At 53.9% G+C, this 18,666-nt stretch carries 19 protein-coding genes; 5 read left to right on the forward strand and 14 right to left on the reverse strand.

The window, feature by feature from the left end:
- Window position 1: 1 nt before the first annotated feature.
- Complete coding sequence (locus EV681_RS11130; RefSeq protein ID WP_130303949.1) at window positions 2–937, forward strand: LysR family transcriptional regulator; 936 nt, start codon at window positions 2–4, stop codon at window positions 935–937.
- 30 nt (window positions 938–967) lie between these two features.
- On the opposite strand, the gene EV681_RS11135 is transcribed toward EV681_RS11130, so the two are convergent.
- The 4 genes from EV681_RS11135 to EV681_RS11150 all read right to left on the reverse strand — a co-directional run bounded on the left by EV681_RS11135 (window position 968) and on the right by EV681_RS11150 (window position 4,114).
- Window positions 968–1,774 (reverse strand): transporter substrate-binding domain-containing protein, encoded by an 807-nt coding sequence (locus tag EV681_RS11135; RefSeq protein WP_128394032.1) that lies wholly within the window; start codon window positions 1,772–1,774, stop codon window positions 968–970.
- A gap of 116 nt (window positions 1,775–1,890) precedes the next feature.
- A complete protein-coding gene (locus EV681_RS11140) occupies window positions 1,891–2,739 on the reverse strand; it encodes an amino acid ABC transporter ATP-binding protein (RefSeq protein WP_242612198.1) in 849 nt (282 codons plus the stop codon).
- Between the two features lie 27 nt (window positions 2,740–2,766).
- A complete protein-coding gene (locus EV681_RS11145; RefSeq protein ID WP_128394031.1) occupies window positions 2,767–3,414 on the reverse strand; it encodes an amino acid ABC transporter permease in 648 nt (215 codons plus the stop codon).
- A gap of 16 nt (window positions 3,415–3,430) precedes the next feature.
- A complete protein-coding gene (locus EV681_RS11150; protein ID WP_128394030.1) occupies window positions 3,431–4,114 on the reverse strand; it encodes an amino acid ABC transporter permease in 684 nt (227 codons plus the stop codon).
- Window positions 4,115–4,259: 145 nt separating this feature from the next.
- Between EV681_RS11150 and EV681_RS11155 the strand changes: the two genes are divergently transcribed.
- Together EV681_RS11155 and EV681_RS11160 are read left to right on the forward strand one after the other, a co-directional pair.
- Window positions 4,260–5,168, forward strand: coding sequence for a FadR/GntR family transcriptional regulator (locus EV681_RS11155; RefSeq protein ID WP_128394029.1), 909 nt, complete (start codon window positions 4,260–4,262; stop codon window positions 5,166–5,168).
- A 40-nt stretch (window positions 5,169–5,208) separates the two neighbouring features.
- Window positions 5,209–6,726: a UxaA family hydrolase gene (locus EV681_RS11160; protein ID WP_130303951.1), complete on the forward strand. Its 1,518-nt coding sequence runs from the start codon at window positions 5,209–5,211 to the stop codon at window positions 6,724–6,726.
- 277 nt (window positions 6,727–7,003) lie between these two features.
- Here EV681_RS11160 and EV681_RS11165 read toward each other — a convergent pair whose 3' ends face one another.
- From EV681_RS11165 to EV681_RS11200, 8 genes are all read right to left on the reverse strand, one after another.
- Entirely contained in the window at window positions 7,004–7,396 is a 393-nt protein-coding gene (locus EV681_RS11165) for a PPC domain-containing DNA-binding protein (protein WP_128394027.1), read from the reverse strand.
- Window positions 7,397–7,429: 33 nt separating this feature from the next.
- Window positions 7,430–7,975 carry a PPC domain-containing DNA-binding protein gene (locus EV681_RS11170; RefSeq protein ID WP_165393007.1) on the reverse strand — a complete coding sequence of 182 codons (546 nt, stop codon included), beginning with the start codon at window positions 7,973–7,975 and terminating at the stop codon, window positions 7,430–7,432.
- Window positions 7,959–9,569: an acyl-CoA synthetase gene (locus EV681_RS11175; RefSeq protein WP_130303953.1), complete on the reverse strand. Its 1,611-nt coding sequence runs from the start codon at window positions 9,567–9,569 to the stop codon at window positions 7,959–7,961. Before EV681_RS11175 ends, EV681_RS11170 begins: the two co-directional genes overlap by 17 nt.
- A 29-nt stretch (window positions 9,570–9,598) precedes the next feature.
- Window positions 9,599–10,765, reverse strand: coding sequence for an acetyl-CoA acetyltransferase (locus tag EV681_RS11180; protein WP_130303954.1), 1,167 nt, complete (start codon window positions 10,763–10,765; stop codon window positions 9,599–9,601).
- 59 nt (window positions 10,766–10,824) lie between these two features.
- A complete protein-coding gene (locus EV681_RS11185; RefSeq protein ID WP_130303955.1) occupies window positions 10,825–11,598 on the reverse strand; it encodes an SDR family NAD(P)-dependent oxidoreductase in 774 nt (257 codons plus the stop codon).
- 41 nt (window positions 11,599–11,639) lie between these two features.
- Window positions 11,640–13,478: a TRAP transporter large permease gene (locus tag EV681_RS11190; protein WP_130304075.1), complete on the reverse strand. Its 1,839-nt coding sequence runs from the start codon at window positions 13,476–13,478 to the stop codon at window positions 11,640–11,642.
- A gap of 41 nt (window positions 13,479–13,519) precedes the next feature.
- Window positions 13,520–14,551 carry a TRAP transporter substrate-binding protein gene (locus tag EV681_RS11195; RefSeq protein ID WP_130303956.1) on the reverse strand — a complete coding sequence of 344 codons (1,032 nt, stop codon included), beginning with the start codon at window positions 14,549–14,551 and terminating at the stop codon, window positions 13,520–13,522.
- 249 nt (window positions 14,552–14,800) lie between these two features.
- Window positions 14,801–15,886: a metallophosphoesterase gene (locus EV681_RS11200; protein WP_130303957.1), complete on the reverse strand. Its 1,086-nt coding sequence runs from the start codon at window positions 15,884–15,886 to the stop codon at window positions 14,801–14,803.
- A gap of 320 nt (window positions 15,887–16,206) precedes the next feature.
- Here EV681_RS11200 and EV681_RS11205 point away from each other — a divergent pair, with 320 nt between their 5' ends.
- Together EV681_RS11205 and EV681_RS22540 are read left to right on the forward strand one after the other, a co-directional pair.
- The gene (locus tag EV681_RS11205) at window positions 16,207–16,488 is read left to right on the forward strand and encodes a hypothetical protein (protein ID WP_128394020.1); all 282 of its coding nucleotides are present in this window, start codon (window positions 16,207–16,209) and stop codon (window positions 16,486–16,488) included.
- 435 nt (window positions 16,489–16,923) lie between these two features.
- Window positions 16,924–17,061: a hypothetical protein gene (locus tag EV681_RS22540; protein WP_165393008.1), complete on the forward strand. Its 138-nt coding sequence runs from the start codon at window positions 16,924–16,926 to the stop codon at window positions 17,059–17,061.
- Window positions 17,062–17,192: 131 nt separating this feature from the next.
- On the opposite strand, the gene EV681_RS11215 is transcribed toward EV681_RS22540, so the two are convergent.
- Window positions 17,193–17,447, reverse strand: a complete 255-nt coding sequence (locus EV681_RS11215) for a CsbD family protein (protein ID WP_130303959.1) — start codon at window positions 17,445–17,447, stop codon at window positions 17,193–17,195.
- Window positions 17,448–17,750: 303 nt separating this feature from the next.
- On the reverse strand, window positions 17,751–18,662 hold the full coding sequence (locus EV681_RS11220) for a LysR family transcriptional regulator (RefSeq protein WP_242612200.1): 912 nt from the start codon (window positions 18,660–18,662) through the stop codon (window positions 17,751–17,753).
- Window positions 18,663–18,666 lie beyond the last annotated feature (4 nt).

The following is an 18,666-nucleotide window of genomic DNA, read 5'->3' on the forward strand; positions in this document are numbered from 1 at the left end:
CATGGATCGCTTCACCCAACTGGAAAGTTTTGTCGCAGTTGCCACGCTTGGCACCCTGTCGGCTGCCGCCAAGCAGCATGGCATCGCCCCTGCCATGATGGGACGGCGCATCGATGCGCTGGAAGAGCGCCTTGGGGTGAAATTGCTGATTCGCTCCACCCGCAAGCTGACCCTTACGCCTGAAGGCCACGCCTTTGTTGAAGAAGCCCAGCGCATCCTGAAGGATCTGGCAGAAACCGAGAGCCAGATTACACAGGGCAAGGTAAAAATTGCCGGCCCCTTGCGCCTGACCGCGCCTGCCGGCTTCGGGCGACAGCACGTAGCGCCGCACATACCGGATTTTTGCCACCGCCATCCCGACATCCGAGTCACACTGGATCTGACCGACAGAATCATCGATATGTTCGAAGAGCAATATGACTGCGCCATCCGCATCGGTGATCTGCCAGATTCCCAGTTGATCGCATTAAAGCTGGCCGAAAACCGACGGGTGGTGGTCGCCTCGCCTGCCTATTTGAAACGGCACGGCACACCCAAGACACCGGCGGATCTGGTCAAACACGAATGTCTGTCGTTCGGCCCGCAAGGCAGTCAGAGCAAGGGGTGGCTGTTCCGAGAAAAAGGCAGCAACCGCGCCTTCAAACCTGCCGGCCGGCTGGCCTGCTCTGATGGCAGTGTCCTGCACGAATGGGCATTGCATGGCTTTGGCCTGTCGTGGCGGTCCTTGTGGGAAGTGCAGGCCGACCTGAATGCCGGTCGCCTGGTCACGGTTCTGGACGATTATGCAACCTCGCCCAACGGGATCTATGCCGTATTGCCAAACCGCAAGCACCTGCCCCAGCGCACCCGCAGCTTTATCGATATGCTCAAGCAGCACTACGCTTCAGAGGGCTACTGGGATGCAATACACACCCCGCCCGCGGCGGCAATACTGTGAAGAAGCGAGCGCACACAATGCGCCCGTTTGTTATTTACCTTCAGCCAATACGTCCTGTGGCAAATCGGTCGCGTGATATTTTTTGAAGATGGTATTTAACTGGCCGTTTTTCAAATTCTGGCGGATCAGTTCATTGATTTTTTCTTTCAATTGCTGGTTGTTGCGGGCGATGCCGATACCCATTTTCGAGGTCGACATCACAACCTTGATATCCAGAGCCTTGGCCGGATCCTTTTTATTGAGCGCGGCAATAATGGAAGGCGCGGTCGAAAAAATATTTGCCTGTCCGCTGGTTATCGCGGTAATGGCTGTCGCATCGTTTTCAAAACGAACAATGTTGGTTCCTGGTGGTGCCAGCTTGGTGACGTTCTGATCATTGGTGGTGCCCCTGGCTGTGACCACTGTTTTTCCTGCCAGATCCTCCATCTGCTTGATGGGCGCATCCTTGGGCGCTCCTATCACAGACTGAATCACTGCGTAAGGTATTGAGAAATCAATTACCTTTGCGCGCTCTGGCGTGATCGACAAACTTGAAATCACAATGTCGGCCTTGTTGGTAAGCAGAAACGGAATGCGATTGGCCTGGGTAGTTGGGACAATTTGCAGCGTCACGCCCAGGTCCTTTGCCAACAGATTGGCCGTTTCAACGTCCGAACCCACTTCCTTCATGGTTTCGCTTTTCATGCCATAAGGGGGCGCACTCAGATCGATGGCAACCCGCAGCACTTTTTGCTGCATGATCTGTTCCAGGGTATTGGCACAGGCGGGGGCCGCTGTGCCCAGCAGTGCCGTGGCCAGAGTAATTGCCGCAAGCGCGGGTTTGAGCGAATAAGTCATTATTGTCTCCTGTGTGGAATATTGTTTTCTAACGAATCAACAAAAATAAAGGATGCGTTTTAATAAAAAGTACGTTTAATAAAAGATACGTTCAGCTTGCTTTGCCGCACGCCGGATTACAGGCCGTTATCCAGGAAGTGCTTCAATTCAGGGGTCTGCGGATTGCGCAGCATATCCGGCCCACCCTGTTCATGGATTTTGCCCTGATACATATAAACAATGCGATGTGCGACCTTCATGGCAAATGCCATTTCGTGCGTCACCAGCACCATCGTCATACCTTCACGCGCCAGTTTTTCAATGACACGCAGTACCTCTCCGGTTAGCTGGGGATCCAGCGCAGAAGTCACCTCATCAAACAGCATGAGTTTGGGCCCCATCGCCAATGAACGAGCAATCGCAACGCGTTGCTGCTGTCCGCCCGAGAGCTGCTCCGGGTACATCTGACTTTTCTCCGACAGGCCAACCTGCGCCAATACGGTTTGCGCGATTTCCTTGGCCTGGCTCTTGCCCATCTTCTTGACCGACGTTAGCGCAAGTGTGATATTGCGCTCTACGGTCAAATGCGGGAACAGGTTGTAGCTCTGGAAAACAATGCCGACATCCTGGCGCAGCATCTTCAGGTCAGACTTGGGGATATCCGCACCAAAGGTATGCCCGCATACCGTCACCGACCCCTTATCGATCTGCTCCAGATGATCCATGCAGCGCAGCGCCGTACTCTTGCCCGATCCGCTCTGGCCGATAATGGCAATAATTTCACCGGGCTTGACGCTCAGATCGATTCCTTTGAGTACATGATTGTCGCCGAACCATTTATGTACATTGTCCAGGCGCACGATGTCGCCTGCTATCACCTGAGCATCGTGCGACAAGGGCTGCGCGCCAGCCGACACGTTGCCTGGCGAGACGGGTGCGCCGACAGGCAGATCGGCTACCGGTTGCTGCGTAGGCACTGAATTCATATTGGCTCCTTTGTGTAATTTTGCATATCAGCCGCGAGATACGTTCAGCTTGCGTTCAAGCTTCAGGCTCAGTCGCGACAGTGGATAACAAATAATGAAATACAAGACCGCGGCAAGCCCAAAGTACAGAAATGGCTGGAAGGTCGCGTTATTGAGTATTTTCGCGTTATAGGACAGCTCGGCAAAACCGATTACCAACGAGGCGATCGAGGTATTCTTGACAATCTGCACCATAAAACCCACGGTCGGCGGCACGGCGATGCGCAATGCCTGCGGCAAAATAACCTGGAACATGCGCTGAATACGGCTCAAACCCAGGCACTCGGCCGCTTCCCACTGGTTTCTCGGCACAGATTGAATACAGCCTCGCCAGATTTCACCCAAAAATGCCGAGGACTGAATGGTTAGCGCCAGCACCGCTGCCGTCAGCGCAGGCACTGAGGTAAAGCCCAAAATGGTCGGGCCATAAAAACACACCCCCATGAGCACCAGCAGCGGTGTACCCTGAATGGCCTGAATATAGGTAAAGGCTGCGCCACGGACAATGGGATTGGCAGAAACGCGCATCAGTGCGATCATCAGCCCCACGGCACTGGCAAACACAAAGGTAAGCACGGACAGCACAAAGGTGCCCCAGGCGCCCTGCAACAGAAAAACCAGCTGTTCTTGATTCATATTTCAGCGCTCCGGTTCAAAGCAACGTGCCCAGGCGACGCCTGCGTACAAAAAGCAACTTGGCCAACATCCAGAAAATAGCCCGAACCATCAGCGACATGGCCAGATAGATTCCCCAGAGAATGATAAAGACTTCGAAATTGCGGAACGTCATGGATTGCACCTGACCCGAAACGCCGAACAAATCTTCGGTCCCCACCGCTGAGAGCACACTGGTAACCAGCATGAGCAAAATGAACTGGCTGGTAAGCGCCGGGTATACACGCTCCAGGGCCGGCACCAGAATAATGTGCCAGTACACCTGCAAGGGAGATAACCCCAGGCACTCGCCTGCTTCCCGCTGGCTGCGCGGCACAGATTCGATCCCGGCCCGCACAATCTCACAGGTATAAGCCGTGATATTGATGACAAGTGCAAGAATGGCGCCGACCAGAATCGGCATGGTCAGCCCCACGCTGGACATGCCGAAAATCAGAAAGTAGCTTTGGATGATCAGCGGCGTATTGCGAATCACCTCGACATAGGCGCCGACCGTTTTGCTTAACCACGAAATGGACGAGCTGCGAGCGACCGCGCACATGACGCCAAGAATAAACCCGGCCAGCGTGGACCAGAACGACATGACAACCGTCGTACGTGCCCCTTCCAAGAAGAACTGCCAGTAGGCAAAGACAGAGCTGAAATCGAACTCATAAGTCATGTCTGACCCGCTTTTGACTGTGATAAAAGTAAGACATCCTACACGGACTAATTGGTAAAACCACTTATAGAAAACCCTATAAAATGCATATTTACACCATAATTGGTTTGACCACTTAAGTTGAATCCCCTATATTGGATTTAATTTGATTTCAATTGAAAATATGACTTCCGACGCACCGTCCCCATCTCGCAAAATGGCGGCAAGAGCCTATCTGCAGACCGCTGCGCAATTGCGCACGGTTATTGCGAACCTGCACATCGGTGCAGGCGCCCGCCTGCCTTCGGAAAGAGAGCTTGCACAACAGTTAGGGGTGTCGCGGCCGACGCTGCGCGAGGCGCTGATCGTTCTGGAACTGCAGGATGAAGTTGAAATCCGAATCGGCTCGGGCATCTACGTAAAAAGCAGCACCGCACAAACCGAGTCAACGGCGCAGGCAGATCATGCCGGCGCCAACAAAGTGCCGCCTAGCGCACCCCAGCGTGACGCTCAGGCTCAAACAGATGAGGCTGCCGGCAGTCAACAAGCCGCTGCACAAGCTATGTCCGGCGATGATCCGGATAGCGCTCCCCTTCTTGCCCACGCCGCCTTAAGGCTGCACAGCATTGCCGAAGACAGCCCGAAAGAGGTAAACCAGATGCGCTATTTTCTGGAATCTGCGGTGGCTGCCGAAGCGGCCCGTTTCATGTCGCCCGGCCTGCGTAAAAAACTCAGGAAAAGCCTGACGGACATGCAAGCGGCCATGGCGCAAAGCGATTTATCGACCAATGCCCGCATGGCCGATGCAGACCGGCTTTTTCATATGACGCTGGCGCAGAGCACCGACAATCAACTGGTCATACAGACCATAACCGGCTTATTCGACCAGCGCTACCGGCCGATTGCCCGCACCATGCACCGTCATTTTGACGATCAGCAGGCCTGGCTGGCTGCCATGCAGGAGCATGAACAAATCTGCCAGGCCATCGAAGAGCGCGATCCGTTGCAGGCGCAGGCCGCCATGCAGCGCCATTTGACCCGCGCCCATCAGCGCCTGATGGCCATCATCGGCTAACACACCATCATTATTTCAAAGTGAAATCCAGAGGACCTCAATGAAGAAGACCATACGACTGCATGCCAATGATAATGTCATTATTGCGACTGAACAGCTGATGCAGGGCAATACAGAGGACGGAATCGCCATCCTCGGACTGGTTCCCGCCGGACACAAGATCGCCACCGTGGACATCGCAAAAGACAGCCCGGTACGCCGCTACAACCAAATCATTGGTAAGGCGACCCGCGACATCCGCGCCGGCCAGCATGTTCATACGCACAATATGACCATGATGGATTTCGAACGTGATTACGACTTCGGCTCTCACACAAAGAATGTGCCAGTCAACGAAAATACTGACCAGTTCATGGGCTACGTCAGGCCAGATGGCCGGGTTGCAACGCGCAACTTCATCGGGATCCTCACCTCTGTGAACTGTTCGGCGACCGCTGCCAAAGCCATTGCCGATCATTTCCGTCGCGATATCAATCCCGCAGCGCTGGCAGACTTTCCCAACGTTGATGGTGTAGTTGCCCTGCCCCATGCCACCGGCTGTGGCCACGCAGCCGAGGGCCTGTTTGTGGAAACGCTCAGGCGCACCCTGGTCGGCTACGCAAAACACCCCAACTTTCATTCGGTACTGATGGTCGGCCTGGGCTGTGAGTCCAATCAGATCTCAGCCATTCTTGCGTCCGGCAATATGAAAGAAAGCGTTAACCTGCAAACCTTTACCATTCAGGATACCGGCGGCACCGCGAAAACCGTCGCCAAAGGCATCGCAGTGGTCAAGTCCATGCTGCCTGCCGCCAACCAAGTCCAGCGTGAGCCGGTGTCTGCCTCACATCTTACCGTGGGCCTGCAATGCGGCGGTTCTGACGGTTATTCCGGCATTACCGCAAACCCGGCGCTGGGTGCAGCCGTTGATCGTCTGGTACGCGCCGGTGGCACCGCCATTCTGTCGGAAACACCTGAGATTTATGGTGCAGAACATTTGCTGACTCAGCGCGCCGTCAGTCGTGAAGTTGGCGAAAAATTGGTAGCCCGCATCAAATGGTGGGAAGATTATTGCGAACGCAATTTTGCCGAAATGAATAACAATCCGTCTGCCGGCAACAAGGCTGGCGGGCTGACAACCATTCTGGAAAAATCACTGGGCGCGGTCGCCAAGGCCGGCACCACCAACCTGAATGACGTTTACGAATATGCGCAGCCTGTTACGGCAAAAGGCATGGTATTCATGGACTCACCCGGTTTCGATCCGGTATCGGCCACCGGACAGGTTGCCTCGGGCGCCAATCTGATTTGTTTTACAACCGGCCGCGGCTCGGCTTACGGCTGTACCCCCTCTCCGTCGCTCAAGCTGAGTACCAACAATGCGTTGTGGCAACGTCAGGAAGAAGATATCGATATCAACTGTGGCACGATCATCAGCGGTGAAGAAACGGTAGACAGCCTGGGAGAAAAAATCTATCACATGATACTGGACGCGGCATCAGGCAAAAAAACCAAGAGCGAACTGCACGGCTATGGACAAAATGAGTTTGCACCGTGGCCGTTGGGTGTAACAATGTAGCTACAAGCCCTAAAGACCTCAGTAATAAAGGTTTTAGCGATAAAGATCTCAGCAATAAAGACTTCGGCCAATCCATGGCGGCTGGCATTGAACCTGCCTCCATGGATTGACCTAAAGGAGTGAAAGGTGTCCGCTGTACGACACCATTGTCAGGGGCATTCTGTGCGGCCGATGGCGCAGGCAGGTATGATTCTTTCCAATCCGGCCGTCCGTGGCGCGCAGCGTGGCTGCGTTCTTGCTTGCGGATGAGACCCCGTCGACAGTGAAGTCGTCCGGTTTAATCCAGCCACTCCTGTACCATGACCTCGATCGTGATACACACGGGTGAACCACCCTTAATAAATCTGCCGGCAAATACTTCGCCCGCATTGTTGGCCACAATGCCATAGAGTTCCACTTCGGTTTTTCCTTCACGATCACGGCGCACGTGACCGTTCATGCTCAGAATTTCCACCGCGAATCCTTCCACATTGATATTGCGCGGCACGCCTTCGTCGGTCATGATTTGCAGGCTGGACTTGAACAGACTGCCAAGCCCGCCTTTGATCACGCCCTGAGCAATATCGTGTTCGCGGCAGATGTCTTCCATGCCGGTGATAAGATCGTCATTGCAGAAAAACCGCGCATTGACCACACGCCCTACCCGACAGTGCCTGATACTGGATTCCATACATCTGTTCCTTTGCCGTTCAGGGCTAAAACCTCAGCGCTCGTGCGCAGCGGACACTGCAGCACGCTGGGCAGTGTCATCAATATGTTCTGCTAATTGCGGATGAAATACATACATACCAGAGGTAGCATCCAGTCTGGCGACAAATTCGATTTCGTTTGTCGCCGTCACATAAATGCGTATCCCGGTCTGCCCCACGATGCATTGCTGCGTGTCCAGATGACCGCCCTGCGTCTGGCCATTGCCGGTCACAAGACAACCATGACAATGCAACAGGGGCTTGCCTTCCCTGTCCTTTCCGTATATGCCCATGGCCGAGATCAATGTTGCATTGCCGGTGTGGTTTGGCGCGCCATATTGCGCAATACGCTTGCCGGCCGGATCAGGATATCCGGTATAAAAAATGGCCGAACGAAGATGCCCGCCCATCAAATCCAGATGCGCACTTTGAATGTCGTGCTGCGCGAAGGCGGCCGATACCCGCTCCCAGATCGAGGCGCCGTCGGGCACATCAAGCATCCAGTTGCTTTGGCCAAGGCGAGCCAGAGAGAGCACTCTTGAGTTAAGCCGTTGCATCATCTTGCACCATGCGTCGCAAGTCTTTTTTGACGATTTTCCCATAGCCCGATTTTGGCATGGAATCCCAGAAGTAATATCTCGACGGATACTTGTAGCGCGCCACTTTGCCATTCAGGTGACGGTTTAATGCCACGGCATCGGTCCTGCAACCGTTTTTGCAAACCACTACCGCGACACCTGTCTCTCCCCATTTTTCATCTGGCACGCCAAACACGGCCACTTCAGAAACCGCGGTGTGCGCCAGCAAAGCCTCTTCAACTTCCCTCGGATACACATTGGAGCCACCGGAAATATACATGTCTGACTGGCGTCCGGTAATGTACAGGAAGCCCTGCTCATCCAGATAGCCCAGATCACCAGTGTGAAACCAGCCATAACGGAATGCTTTTTCATTGGCCGCAGCATTATTGTCATACCCCATGCATACCGCCGGGCCGCGCACGCATATTTCACCTATCATGCCAGCATTGCAGCGCTGGCCATCTTCATCCAGGATCGCTATTTCCATGCCTGTTCTGGCGTAACCGCAGGTGCCAATCCTGGCGTCATCGGCAGTATCATCTTGCTGGTGCATATGCGCAGGCAGCACCGTGATATTGCCTGTCACTTCGCCCAGCCCGTAATATTGCACCAGCACCTTGCCCAATTTTCGCAATGCGTGTTTCTGGTCTTGGCGATACATCGGGGCACCTGCATAAATCACGTATTTCAATGACGAATGATCAAACTGATCCACCGCTGGGTCTTCAGTCAGCCGTTTTACAATCGTGGGCACAGTGAACATGTTGTCAACGCGATATTGCTGTACCAGTTGCCATGCTTCGGCACAATCGAGCCGCGCCGAAGCAGGCAAGATACTGGCGGCGCCACGGGCTGTATTGGCAATGGCATGTATTCCAGCGCCGTGCGATAGCGGCGCCACCACCAGGGAGCGCGAATGCTGGTCAATACCCGGCAGCAGATCAGCCAGATGATTGGTAATCACAAACGCCATTTGCCCGTGCGACAGCACGCCAGCCTTGGGAAACCCGGTAGTACCGGAGGTAAAAAAGAACCATAAGGGGTCTTCATAATCCACATCGACCGCTTCGAAGCGTCCATCGCTTCTATGCAGCGCCAGCAACGCTTCGTAGTTGTGCTCGTCCTGCTGCGGCTCGCCTATGGCGATCACGTGCCTGACAGAGTCCGCAGCGTGGCAGCAACTGTTGGCGTGACCCGCGTACCCATCATCATAGATGACGATCGAAGCCGTGCTCGCCGAGGCAAGATAGGCGATCTCCGACTCTGTAATTCGCACGTTGGTGGGCACCCAGATAGCACCGAGCTTGAAGGTTGCCCAGCAGCTTTCGAACAACTGCACATTATTGGAAGAATGAATCAGAATGCGGTCGCCCTTGCCAATGCCAAGTTTGCTTAAGGCACGGGCAAGCGAATCGACCCGGGCATTTAGTTCACCCCAGCTATAGGTACGGTCACCATGAATTAGTCCAGGCAGGTCCGCAAAACGTAAACTGACATCGGTCAGAAAGTTACCAATATTTTTTACCGGCTTGAGCATGACATCATTTCCGATTAGCCCGATATCTGCGCTCATTGCGCGATTACAGGTCTATCACGCGCGCTTTAGACGCGCTCAAGAATACTTACATAATTGGCGACTGCAGAGCCACCCATGTTAAAGACACCGGCCCTATCTGCTACCGGCAATTGCATGTCTGCTGCCTGCCCGCTCAGCTGCATGGCGGCCATGACGTGCATGGACACGCCGGTCGCCCCAATTGGGTGCCCTTTGGACTTCAGGCCTCCCGAAGGATTCACGGGCAAGCGTCCGTCTCGGGCGCTGATGCCGTCCAGAATGACGCGTGCGCCTTCGCCCGGGCGCGCCAGGCCCATGGCCTCGTATTCAATCAGCTCGGCAATGGTAAAGCAATCATGGGTTTCCACGAACGACAATTCGTCCAGGCTCAGGCTACTGTCGGCCAGCGCCCGCTGCCAGGCGCGCGTCGCGCCTTCGAAGGCAATAGGGTCGCGACGGCTCATGGGCAGATAATCATTGACCTGTGACGCTGCAAGAAAACGCACGTGATTGTCGCTATTGCAAACATCATCATCCCTGCAGATAATGATGGCGGCCGCGCCGTCAGAGACCAGTGAGCAATCGGTGCGCTTGAGCGGGCCGGCCACGAAAGGATTTTTTTCCGATTCCATGCGACAGAACTCGAAGCCGAAATCTTTTCGCATATGCGCATATGGATTGGACATGCCGTTATGGTGGTTCTTGGCGGCAATCATCGCCAGCGCGTCAGACTGGTCTCCGAAGCGATCGAAATAGGTTTTGGCGATGACATTGCCAAACAGACCAGCAAAACCACCGGCGACCGCCGCCTCTTCCCTGGCATAGGAGCATTTGAGCAAAACATCACCAATTTCCGGAGTAGATAGTTCCGACATTTTCTCAAAACCAAGCACCAGCGCATAGCGACTGCGTCCGCTGGCAACCGCGTTGAGCGCAGAATGCAACGCTGCCGAACCGGTAGCGCAGGCATTTTCCAGCCGTACGGCCGGAATGAATCGCAACGCCGGAATCGCGTTGAATAACAGAGAGGACGGAAAATCCTGATACAGAAATCCACCGTTGTAATGGCCAACGTGCAGCGAATCTATATCACTATGCGCCAGTCCGGCGTGGGCAATCGCCTGCAGCGCCACGTCGCCGATCATCTGTTCCGGATCAACGCCATCCATTTTTCCGAATTTCGAATGGGCCCAGCCCGTCATTGACACACGCATTGCAATCGACTCCCTTAAACTATGACAACTATTGAAACCATGACAACTGAAATAAACAGTCAATGTCCGGTAATGCCTGCAGCCAGAAAACCGCCATCTACGGGAATCACATGACCGTTGATATACGATGCAGCCTCGGACGCCAAGAACAAGCACACCTGGGCAATTTCCTGCGGTGTACCGTAGCGCCCCATGGGGATTGACCCAATGAACTCGTCCCGGGTAGCCTGTGTATGCAGTTGCTGGGTAAGCGGCGTATCGACCGGACCTGGCGCAATCCCGTTGGTCGTGATACCGAATTCGGCCAGCTCCAGGGCCATCTGGCGCGTCAGTCCGAAAACAGCGGCCTTCGATGTCCCATAGGCTGCCCGACCCCAGCTGGCACGCTCGCCGCTCACAGATGCAATATTAATGATTCGCCCAGACTGTCTTTTTTGCATCAGCCGTCCTGCATGCTGCGACATCAGAAAGGGTCCGGTTACGTTCACTTGCATGACCTTATCCCAATGGTCCTTCGGATAATCCAGATAGGCCACGGTTTTGGCAATGCCGGCATTGTTCACCAGAACATCGCAGCGACCATAATCGCGTTCTACAGTGGTAAAAAACTGTGCAATGCTGTCGGCATCAGCCACGTCCAGCCTAAGATAACGTGCCTGTAGCGATTGCTCGTTGAGCGATGTCTCCAGTGCCTGCGAATCCGCCCCATTGACGTCGGCGATCATGGTCCGATAGCCGGCGTGCGCAAAAGCCTCGACAATTGCCCGGCCGATACCATTACCACCACCGGTGACCACCGCAACGCGCGCATTACTTAATGAACCATCACTCATACTGCACCACCTATGTGAAACAAAGGATCAACGCGGATTCATCAGAGGAACCCGATGGAAAACCAGGGTACAAACGCAATGACAAATGTCGTTACCAGCAGAACAGCCAGATACAGCCACATCTTCGGAATGACCTTGTCCGGGTTGACCTTGCTGATCGCGCTGGCTGAATAAAATCCCACGCCCAGCGGCGGAGCAAAGAGCCCAATACCCATGGCAAGAATGATCACAATCGCGTAATGCACCTCGTGAATGTGCATGGCTTGAGCGGCCGGGAAGATCAACGGGCCGAACAGTACAATGGCGGGAATGCCTTCCAGGATGCTGCCCAGCAAAACGAAAAGCACAATACTCACCGTCATGAAGCCGAATACCCCACCTGGAATATGCGTCATGAACTCAACGAGCGTGGTGGAAAATCCTGATTGGGTCAACGCCCAGGCCATCGCAGTGGCAACCCCAATAATCAGCAGGATGGCGCCCGAGAGCGACGTGGCCTCGATCAGCATTGGATAAATGCGTGATTTGTCTACACCACCAATGGCCAGTTGCACAATAATTGCATAAATAATGACATATACAATACCAATAGAGGCCACCTCGGTTGCCGTGGCAACGCCTTCGACCACGCACACGCGGATAATGATCGGCAGGATCAACACTGGCAACGCCCACACAAAAGTGCGGCCAATCTCGGCAGCATTGGCGCGTTCACGGGTGTCCTGCGCGGCTTTGCGCGATTTCAGATAACACACAAAGGCAATGGCCAGCGTGCATACCAGCGCAGGCACCAGCCCGCCGATAAAAAGTGCACTGATGGATACACCGCATACGGCGCCAATCGTTATCAGCACCAGGCTGGGCGGAATGGTTTCGGTCATCGCCCCAGTGGCCGATAACAGCGCCGCCAGGTCATTCTCGTCGGCGCCCTTGCGTTTCATTTCCGGGAATAATGCCGGTGCAACCGCGGCCATGTCGGCCACCTTGGAGCCGGAAATACCCGAGACCAGGAACATGGCGCCCAGCAATACATAATTGAGTCCGCCTCGGATATGGCCCAAGACAGACGACATAAAATCAATCAACTTGCGCGCCATGCCACTGATTTGCAGTAATACGCCCAATACCACGAACAGCGGCACGGCCAGCAACACGAGATGCGAGGCGCCTTCATCAATGCGCGTCACGACAATGGACGGCGGCACTTCGGCAATATTGACGATATAGGCCAGCGTGGCAATGCCGAAACAAAAGGCAATCGGCACGCCACTCATGACACACGCGCCCAGCACCAGCACAAAGAATACGATCAGGTTAAGATTACCGATGTCATACATAAAATCGGCAAAATACCAGAGCGCATAGCCCACCACCGCGACAACGGCCGCCGCAGACAGAATGTCCTGCCAGCGTGAGTGCGCCAGCAAATGACTCAGGGCAATAAAGGCAAACAGGCACATGCCCACCGGAATCGCCAGTGCCCGATAACCATCGGGAATGTTAAGCGCAGGTGAGGTCACCACCATCTGGCCGCCGGCATGATGAAACCCCGGCCCGATCAAATACGCGGCAAACAACAGAATAATCACCAGCCCCAGCGTTTCAAACCAGTTCTGAGCGCGCCTGGAAAAGCGTGCCACCACGGCAGTCAGCCGCATATGTTCGTGCCGGTCCAGCGCCAGCGCAGCGCCAAACATGCACAACCAGATAAAGACAGACTGCGCCAGTTCGTCCGACCAGATGATGGGTTTATGCAGGAAATAGCGGAACACCACGCCGGTAAAAAGCAATGCCGATTCGAACACCAGCATTGCGACGGCCAGCAAACCGACCAACCGCATCACTGCGGTCTTGACGGCGATGACACTTCTGGAAAGCATATGGGTATTGACGCCAGCCGATTGACTGGCAATGCTTACACTCAAGACAGCGCCCCAGTAAATTGCTCCAGTTTTGACCAAAGCGGATCACCAAAGGATTTCTTCCATTGTTCGTAAAAACCGGCATCTTTTAATTTGCCACGGAAAGCGTTGGTATCTACTTCATTAAAGGCCATACCCTTGCCTTCCAGCGTCTGTTTAACGGTCAGGCTCAATTTGGCAAGATCGTCCCGCTCTTTAAGGCTCGCTTCCATCACGTGCTTGCGAATCACTTCCTGAATATCCTTGGGCACTTTGGCCAGATTGTCCCGATTGGCCAGGAACCAGAATCCATCCCACATGTGATTGGTAAGCGAGGCATATTTCTGTACCTCATACAGCTTGGCTGTCTCTATGAGCGTAATTGGATTTTCCTGACCGTCGGCGATATGGGTCTGCAAGGCAGAATAGGTTTCGGCAAAATTGATGGTGGTTGGCGACGCACCCAGGCTTTTGAACATGGACGTCCACAGCGGGCTTGGCGGCACACGCAGTTTCACACTGGTCAGATCGTCAGGCGTTTTGACCGGTTTGGAGCTGGTAGTAATAATCCGGAAACCATTGTCCCAGATCTTATCGAAAGCGGTCAGGTTTGACCCTTTCTCGATTTCTTCGCGCACGGCGACGCCCAACTCACCGTCCATAGCCTTCCAGACCTGGTCGTAGTCCTTAAAGCCAAAGCCGATACCGGAAATCTGCGTTTTGGAAATAAGGGTACCCATGATAATGGGGGACAGCGTGAAAAAGTCTACAGCCCCGGCACGGATCTGAGAGAGCGTATCGGTATCATTTCCCAGCTGGCTGCTTGGATATACACGAATATCTACTGCGCCATCTGTTTCTTTCTTGATGGCCTCAACCATCTCCTTGGCGCGGATATTCATGGGGTGAGACACCGGCAGGTTATTGGCAAATTTGAGCCGAAAATCGGCGCGACGCGCCAGAATCACATCTGAATAGCTCAATCCGAAAGCCGATGCCGCTGTGACAGCAGATATCGACTTCAGAAAACTCCTACGTTTTACAGCAGCCATTATTCCCTCCTCCAGGACTAAATACGCTTGTTATCTCAAAATACTTGTTGTCTTAAATTACTTGTATTCAATTTTTTACGTAGTTGCGGCACACATGTGGGTTACCCCGCTTACCTCATAAGCGGGCCTCGCCATCTTGTCTGTTGTGTGATCACATCTTTTATAGTACAGATATTGCATTTATTTTGATGAATTTTCAACAGGGGTATGCCCGAATTGCTCCAAGGTAAATAGGAAGCTTTTTGCCGGTTACTCCCGAGCCACCCTGCCGAAATTGCCGCTGGCAACCTGCTCGCCCGAATCAAACATGAGCGTGCGTTCGGGCCAGCGCATGGCGGCAAGTCGCGTTTGTCCCTGCGCCATCACGCCTGATCGTTCCAGGAACCGAGCGCCGGCACAATAATCCACACAAAACACATTACCGCGTGCGCCGTGCCAGTCGTAGGGCGCCACGCCTGCAAACAGGTCGCGACCACGAGACAGCGCACTCACCGGTTTGTCCTGCGGGTTGCGCCAGTAGTGCCCGATCAAGACGGGCACCGCTTCCGTATAGGTGTCCCACCAGCGCGCCCGTTGCACGAAACGCCATTCTCCCCCGCTGAAAAAGGTTTCGCTATCTGCCGTTTCCACGCCGGAAGTCAATACCCGAATTGGATTGGCCATTTGCCGGAGTTCGCGCATATAAGCCGTTGCCCCCAGGAAAGGAACGGGTTGCGCCGCATCAGGAATATGCACGCGCCATTGCTTCTGCTCCGCAACATAATACTGAAACTGGCTATCGCTGCGGATAACATCGTTGGTTTGCCTTTCACGATCATCGAAGTATTTAACAATGGATGTCAGAGCCTGCGAGCCGATATCGTTGACAGAAGGCGTATGCCAGGCCGCATGCACCACCCGCAATTGGCTGTTGCAGGCAACAATGGGCAGGCTCGCAAAAAAGTCCAACATTGGCTGCCGCTCGGCCTTGGGAAGGACGTGCATTTTGCCGAATTTCTCGTCACCATCAGCCGATTCATCCCAGAACCAGCTGTTGCCGTCCTTGCGCAACCCTCGCAGGATATTCAGTTCATGATTGCCCAAAACACAAATGGCATACCCGGCATTGACCATGCCCTGCACCAGCCTGACCACCGCCGGGCTGTCGGGTCCGCGATCACACAAGTCGCCAATAAAGACCAGTGTGCGCCCCGACGCATGGCGGCCAAGGCTGTCATAACCCAGGTGAAGCAGCATTTGCCGAAGCGCATCATATTCACCATGAACGTCGCCAATAATATCCAGGGACGTAGACGGGAGCGTCACGATAGGTTGGTAGGTTTGAAGCAAGTTCATTGTGGTTTTACTGCCTGTAAATAAGAGGGTGCTTGCCGAAATCTACATCCGATTGCGCATATTCCCGGTGGCCAATGGGCATGACCCAACTGGGAGCGAGGCTGGACATGCCAAAAATTTGCAGTTCGCGGTGTTGACCCCCTCCTCCCCGACCTGCCTATTTTACCGATTTCATATCGCTTATCGACAGCGCTAGAACAAAGCCGACACTGCCTGCGCTCCGGGTAACATCCCGATACCGGGTGTAACCCATGCGAACTGCAGCGGTCCTCTTTCCTGTGTTTAACTGAAAACTCCATCTCCATCAACAAGGAAAGTCAATGAAAGCCATCACAACAGGTGCTGTAATTCTTTCTCTGGCCGCCATCACCGGGTGCGCCATGCATGGTTCAGACGACCGATACCGTCATCATGACCGCTCTGCATCCGGGCAGGACGATTCTCGGTACAACAGAACAGACGGTAATTATGGACAGGGTACCGATAGCCGCCGCGACGGCAACTGGAATAGCAGCGACAAAGCCACTCGCGACTGGCATAATCGCGACCGAAATAGCGGTGACCGCAATAACAGCGACTGGAATAACCGTAATAGATCCTGAGTGGCAGGTCCGGAGTGATCAGCCGCCGAGTGATAGCCCCGATTGGCAAAACTGAGCCACAGATCGTCAGTAATAAACCTTTATGCAACGGTCCCTGGGCAGTAAATTCAGCGCTATAAATCTAGCGATCTTCACCACATACCTGTGAAATGGTCACAGGTATGCGCGTTCGCCCGGTCACAACCGCAATAGCAGCCAATTCCAGCAAACACCCTGAAGCATGCAAACGCTTGGCAGCGTCAGCAGGTAACAGGTTGAAATGCCGTTAACGGTTTAGAAATGCCCTTGCCCGCCACTTGGATTTATGATCAAAGCGGTAATAACCTGTGTTCGGGGGTACAAAAATGAAACTGCTAAGCACAACCGCAATTTTTTTATCACTCATCCTGCTGTCGGGCTGTATCGTTCACGATCACGGTCGAAGCGGACGTTGGTATGACCGGGACGGCTATTCTGACCGTTCTTCCCATTATGACCATCGAGACCGTGGCTATCGAGACCGTGGATATCGCGGCCGGGGCCATCACCGCTGGTAATAGCGGCAGTCCGTGCGCATCCAGCCTGCCGCGTTAGCTGGATGGCACTGGCCTGGTGGCACGACCAATAGCTTGTGGCACGGGCCAAGAAAGTGCACCGCAATCGCTCCCAACCGGCATCGGTTCCATGACAATGAAATGCTCGGGGTCGCAAGAAAACGCGGCCCCTTATTTTTTATATAGATGGCGCCCTAGTACCAGACCGATCGCTCCGGCGGCAAGCAGTGCAGCCAGTGGGTTGCTGCGCGCTCCATCAACAACGCAGTCGACAAACGAATTGACTGCATATGATGCCTGACCCGAAGCTTGACGCACTTTGCCTTCTGCCTGCATTTGCGGATCATCAAAAACATCACCCAGAGCAGATTGTCCTTTTCCAACAAGTTCTTCTGCTTTACTCTTGATTGTGTTTGCACTAGTCATAGATTCACCTTTAAGCGGAAAAGCAAGAGGCTGTTCATCCGCATTGTCTTTAAAAATGCCTCATCCAATATCTTTAACACAGATCGGGCTGGTTTTCGATACTTGTTAACCAAGCTTGACTAAAAATTGCTGCGCATGGCGCGCACACGACGACCGGACTGAAGTACTAACTGCGTCACAAATCACCGTTACCTCGCGCCTGCCATGCGAATCAGGTCATTTTTATAACGCACATAGACCAGGGTCCGCATCGCGTTTTACACACGCAAAAAACACATTTTTGTCTGTCAGCGCGCTGCTTTGCTATTGAATCCGCGCAGCCACGATCTGCGGGTCATTCAATAAGATCTGGGCGAACTCCCTTACCAGTTCATTTTTTTCCGAAGCAACGGTTCTGACCAGATACAAGTGGCGAACTGCCCAGGTATCGCTTATGGCCAGCGACACCACACGCCCGTTGCGTTCGCTTTCGGTCACGACACTGGCTGGCACAACGGCGGCGCCCACACCCGCCTGAACCATATAAATTGTTGAACTGAAGTTATGAACATGCACCCGGGTTTTCATCGGTCTGCCCGTCAGCCTGGCCTGATTGGCCAGAAAATGAAAATTGCTGCTGCTATGATCCATACTGACCAGATCGTAGGTCAGCACATCCTCAAAGGCCACGGTTTTCGCGCTTGCCAACGGATGCTCAGGAGAAACCGCACATACGAGCCGGTCAATCGCGTACAGCTCGCGCATCAGACCCGGCAGTTGTTCCAGATCAGCGCCCACGCCTATATCCGCCTGGCCCTCGACGATGGCATGGCTTATTGTCAGGCTTTCTTTTTCTTTCAGATCAATATCAATGCCTGCGTTTGACGTGAGAAATCGCGTCACGCTGGGAATGATGAAACTATTGAGCGCGCTGCTATTTGCCAGAAGCCGGATACTGCCCCGCAAATTACTTGCATAATGGCTTAATTCGGCATGCATCGTTTCCACTTCCGCAAGCAACTTCTTGGCGTGCATGGTCAATACCTCGCCGGCTGGGGTGGGTATCATGCCCTTGGGTGTACGCAAAAACAACGCACTGCCCACCGTATATTCCAGGTTTTTGAGCCGGTAACTGGCCGACGAGGCGGTCATGTGCATGCGCTCGGCCCCGGTAGACAGGTTCTGCGCTTGCACGATGGCCAGAAAAAGACGCAGATCTTTTAATTCGTAGCGCACAAGC

Source organism: Advenella incenata (assembly GCF_004217095.1).
Lineage (GTDB): Bacteria > Pseudomonadota > Gammaproteobacteria > Burkholderiales > Burkholderiaceae_B > Advenella > Advenella incenata.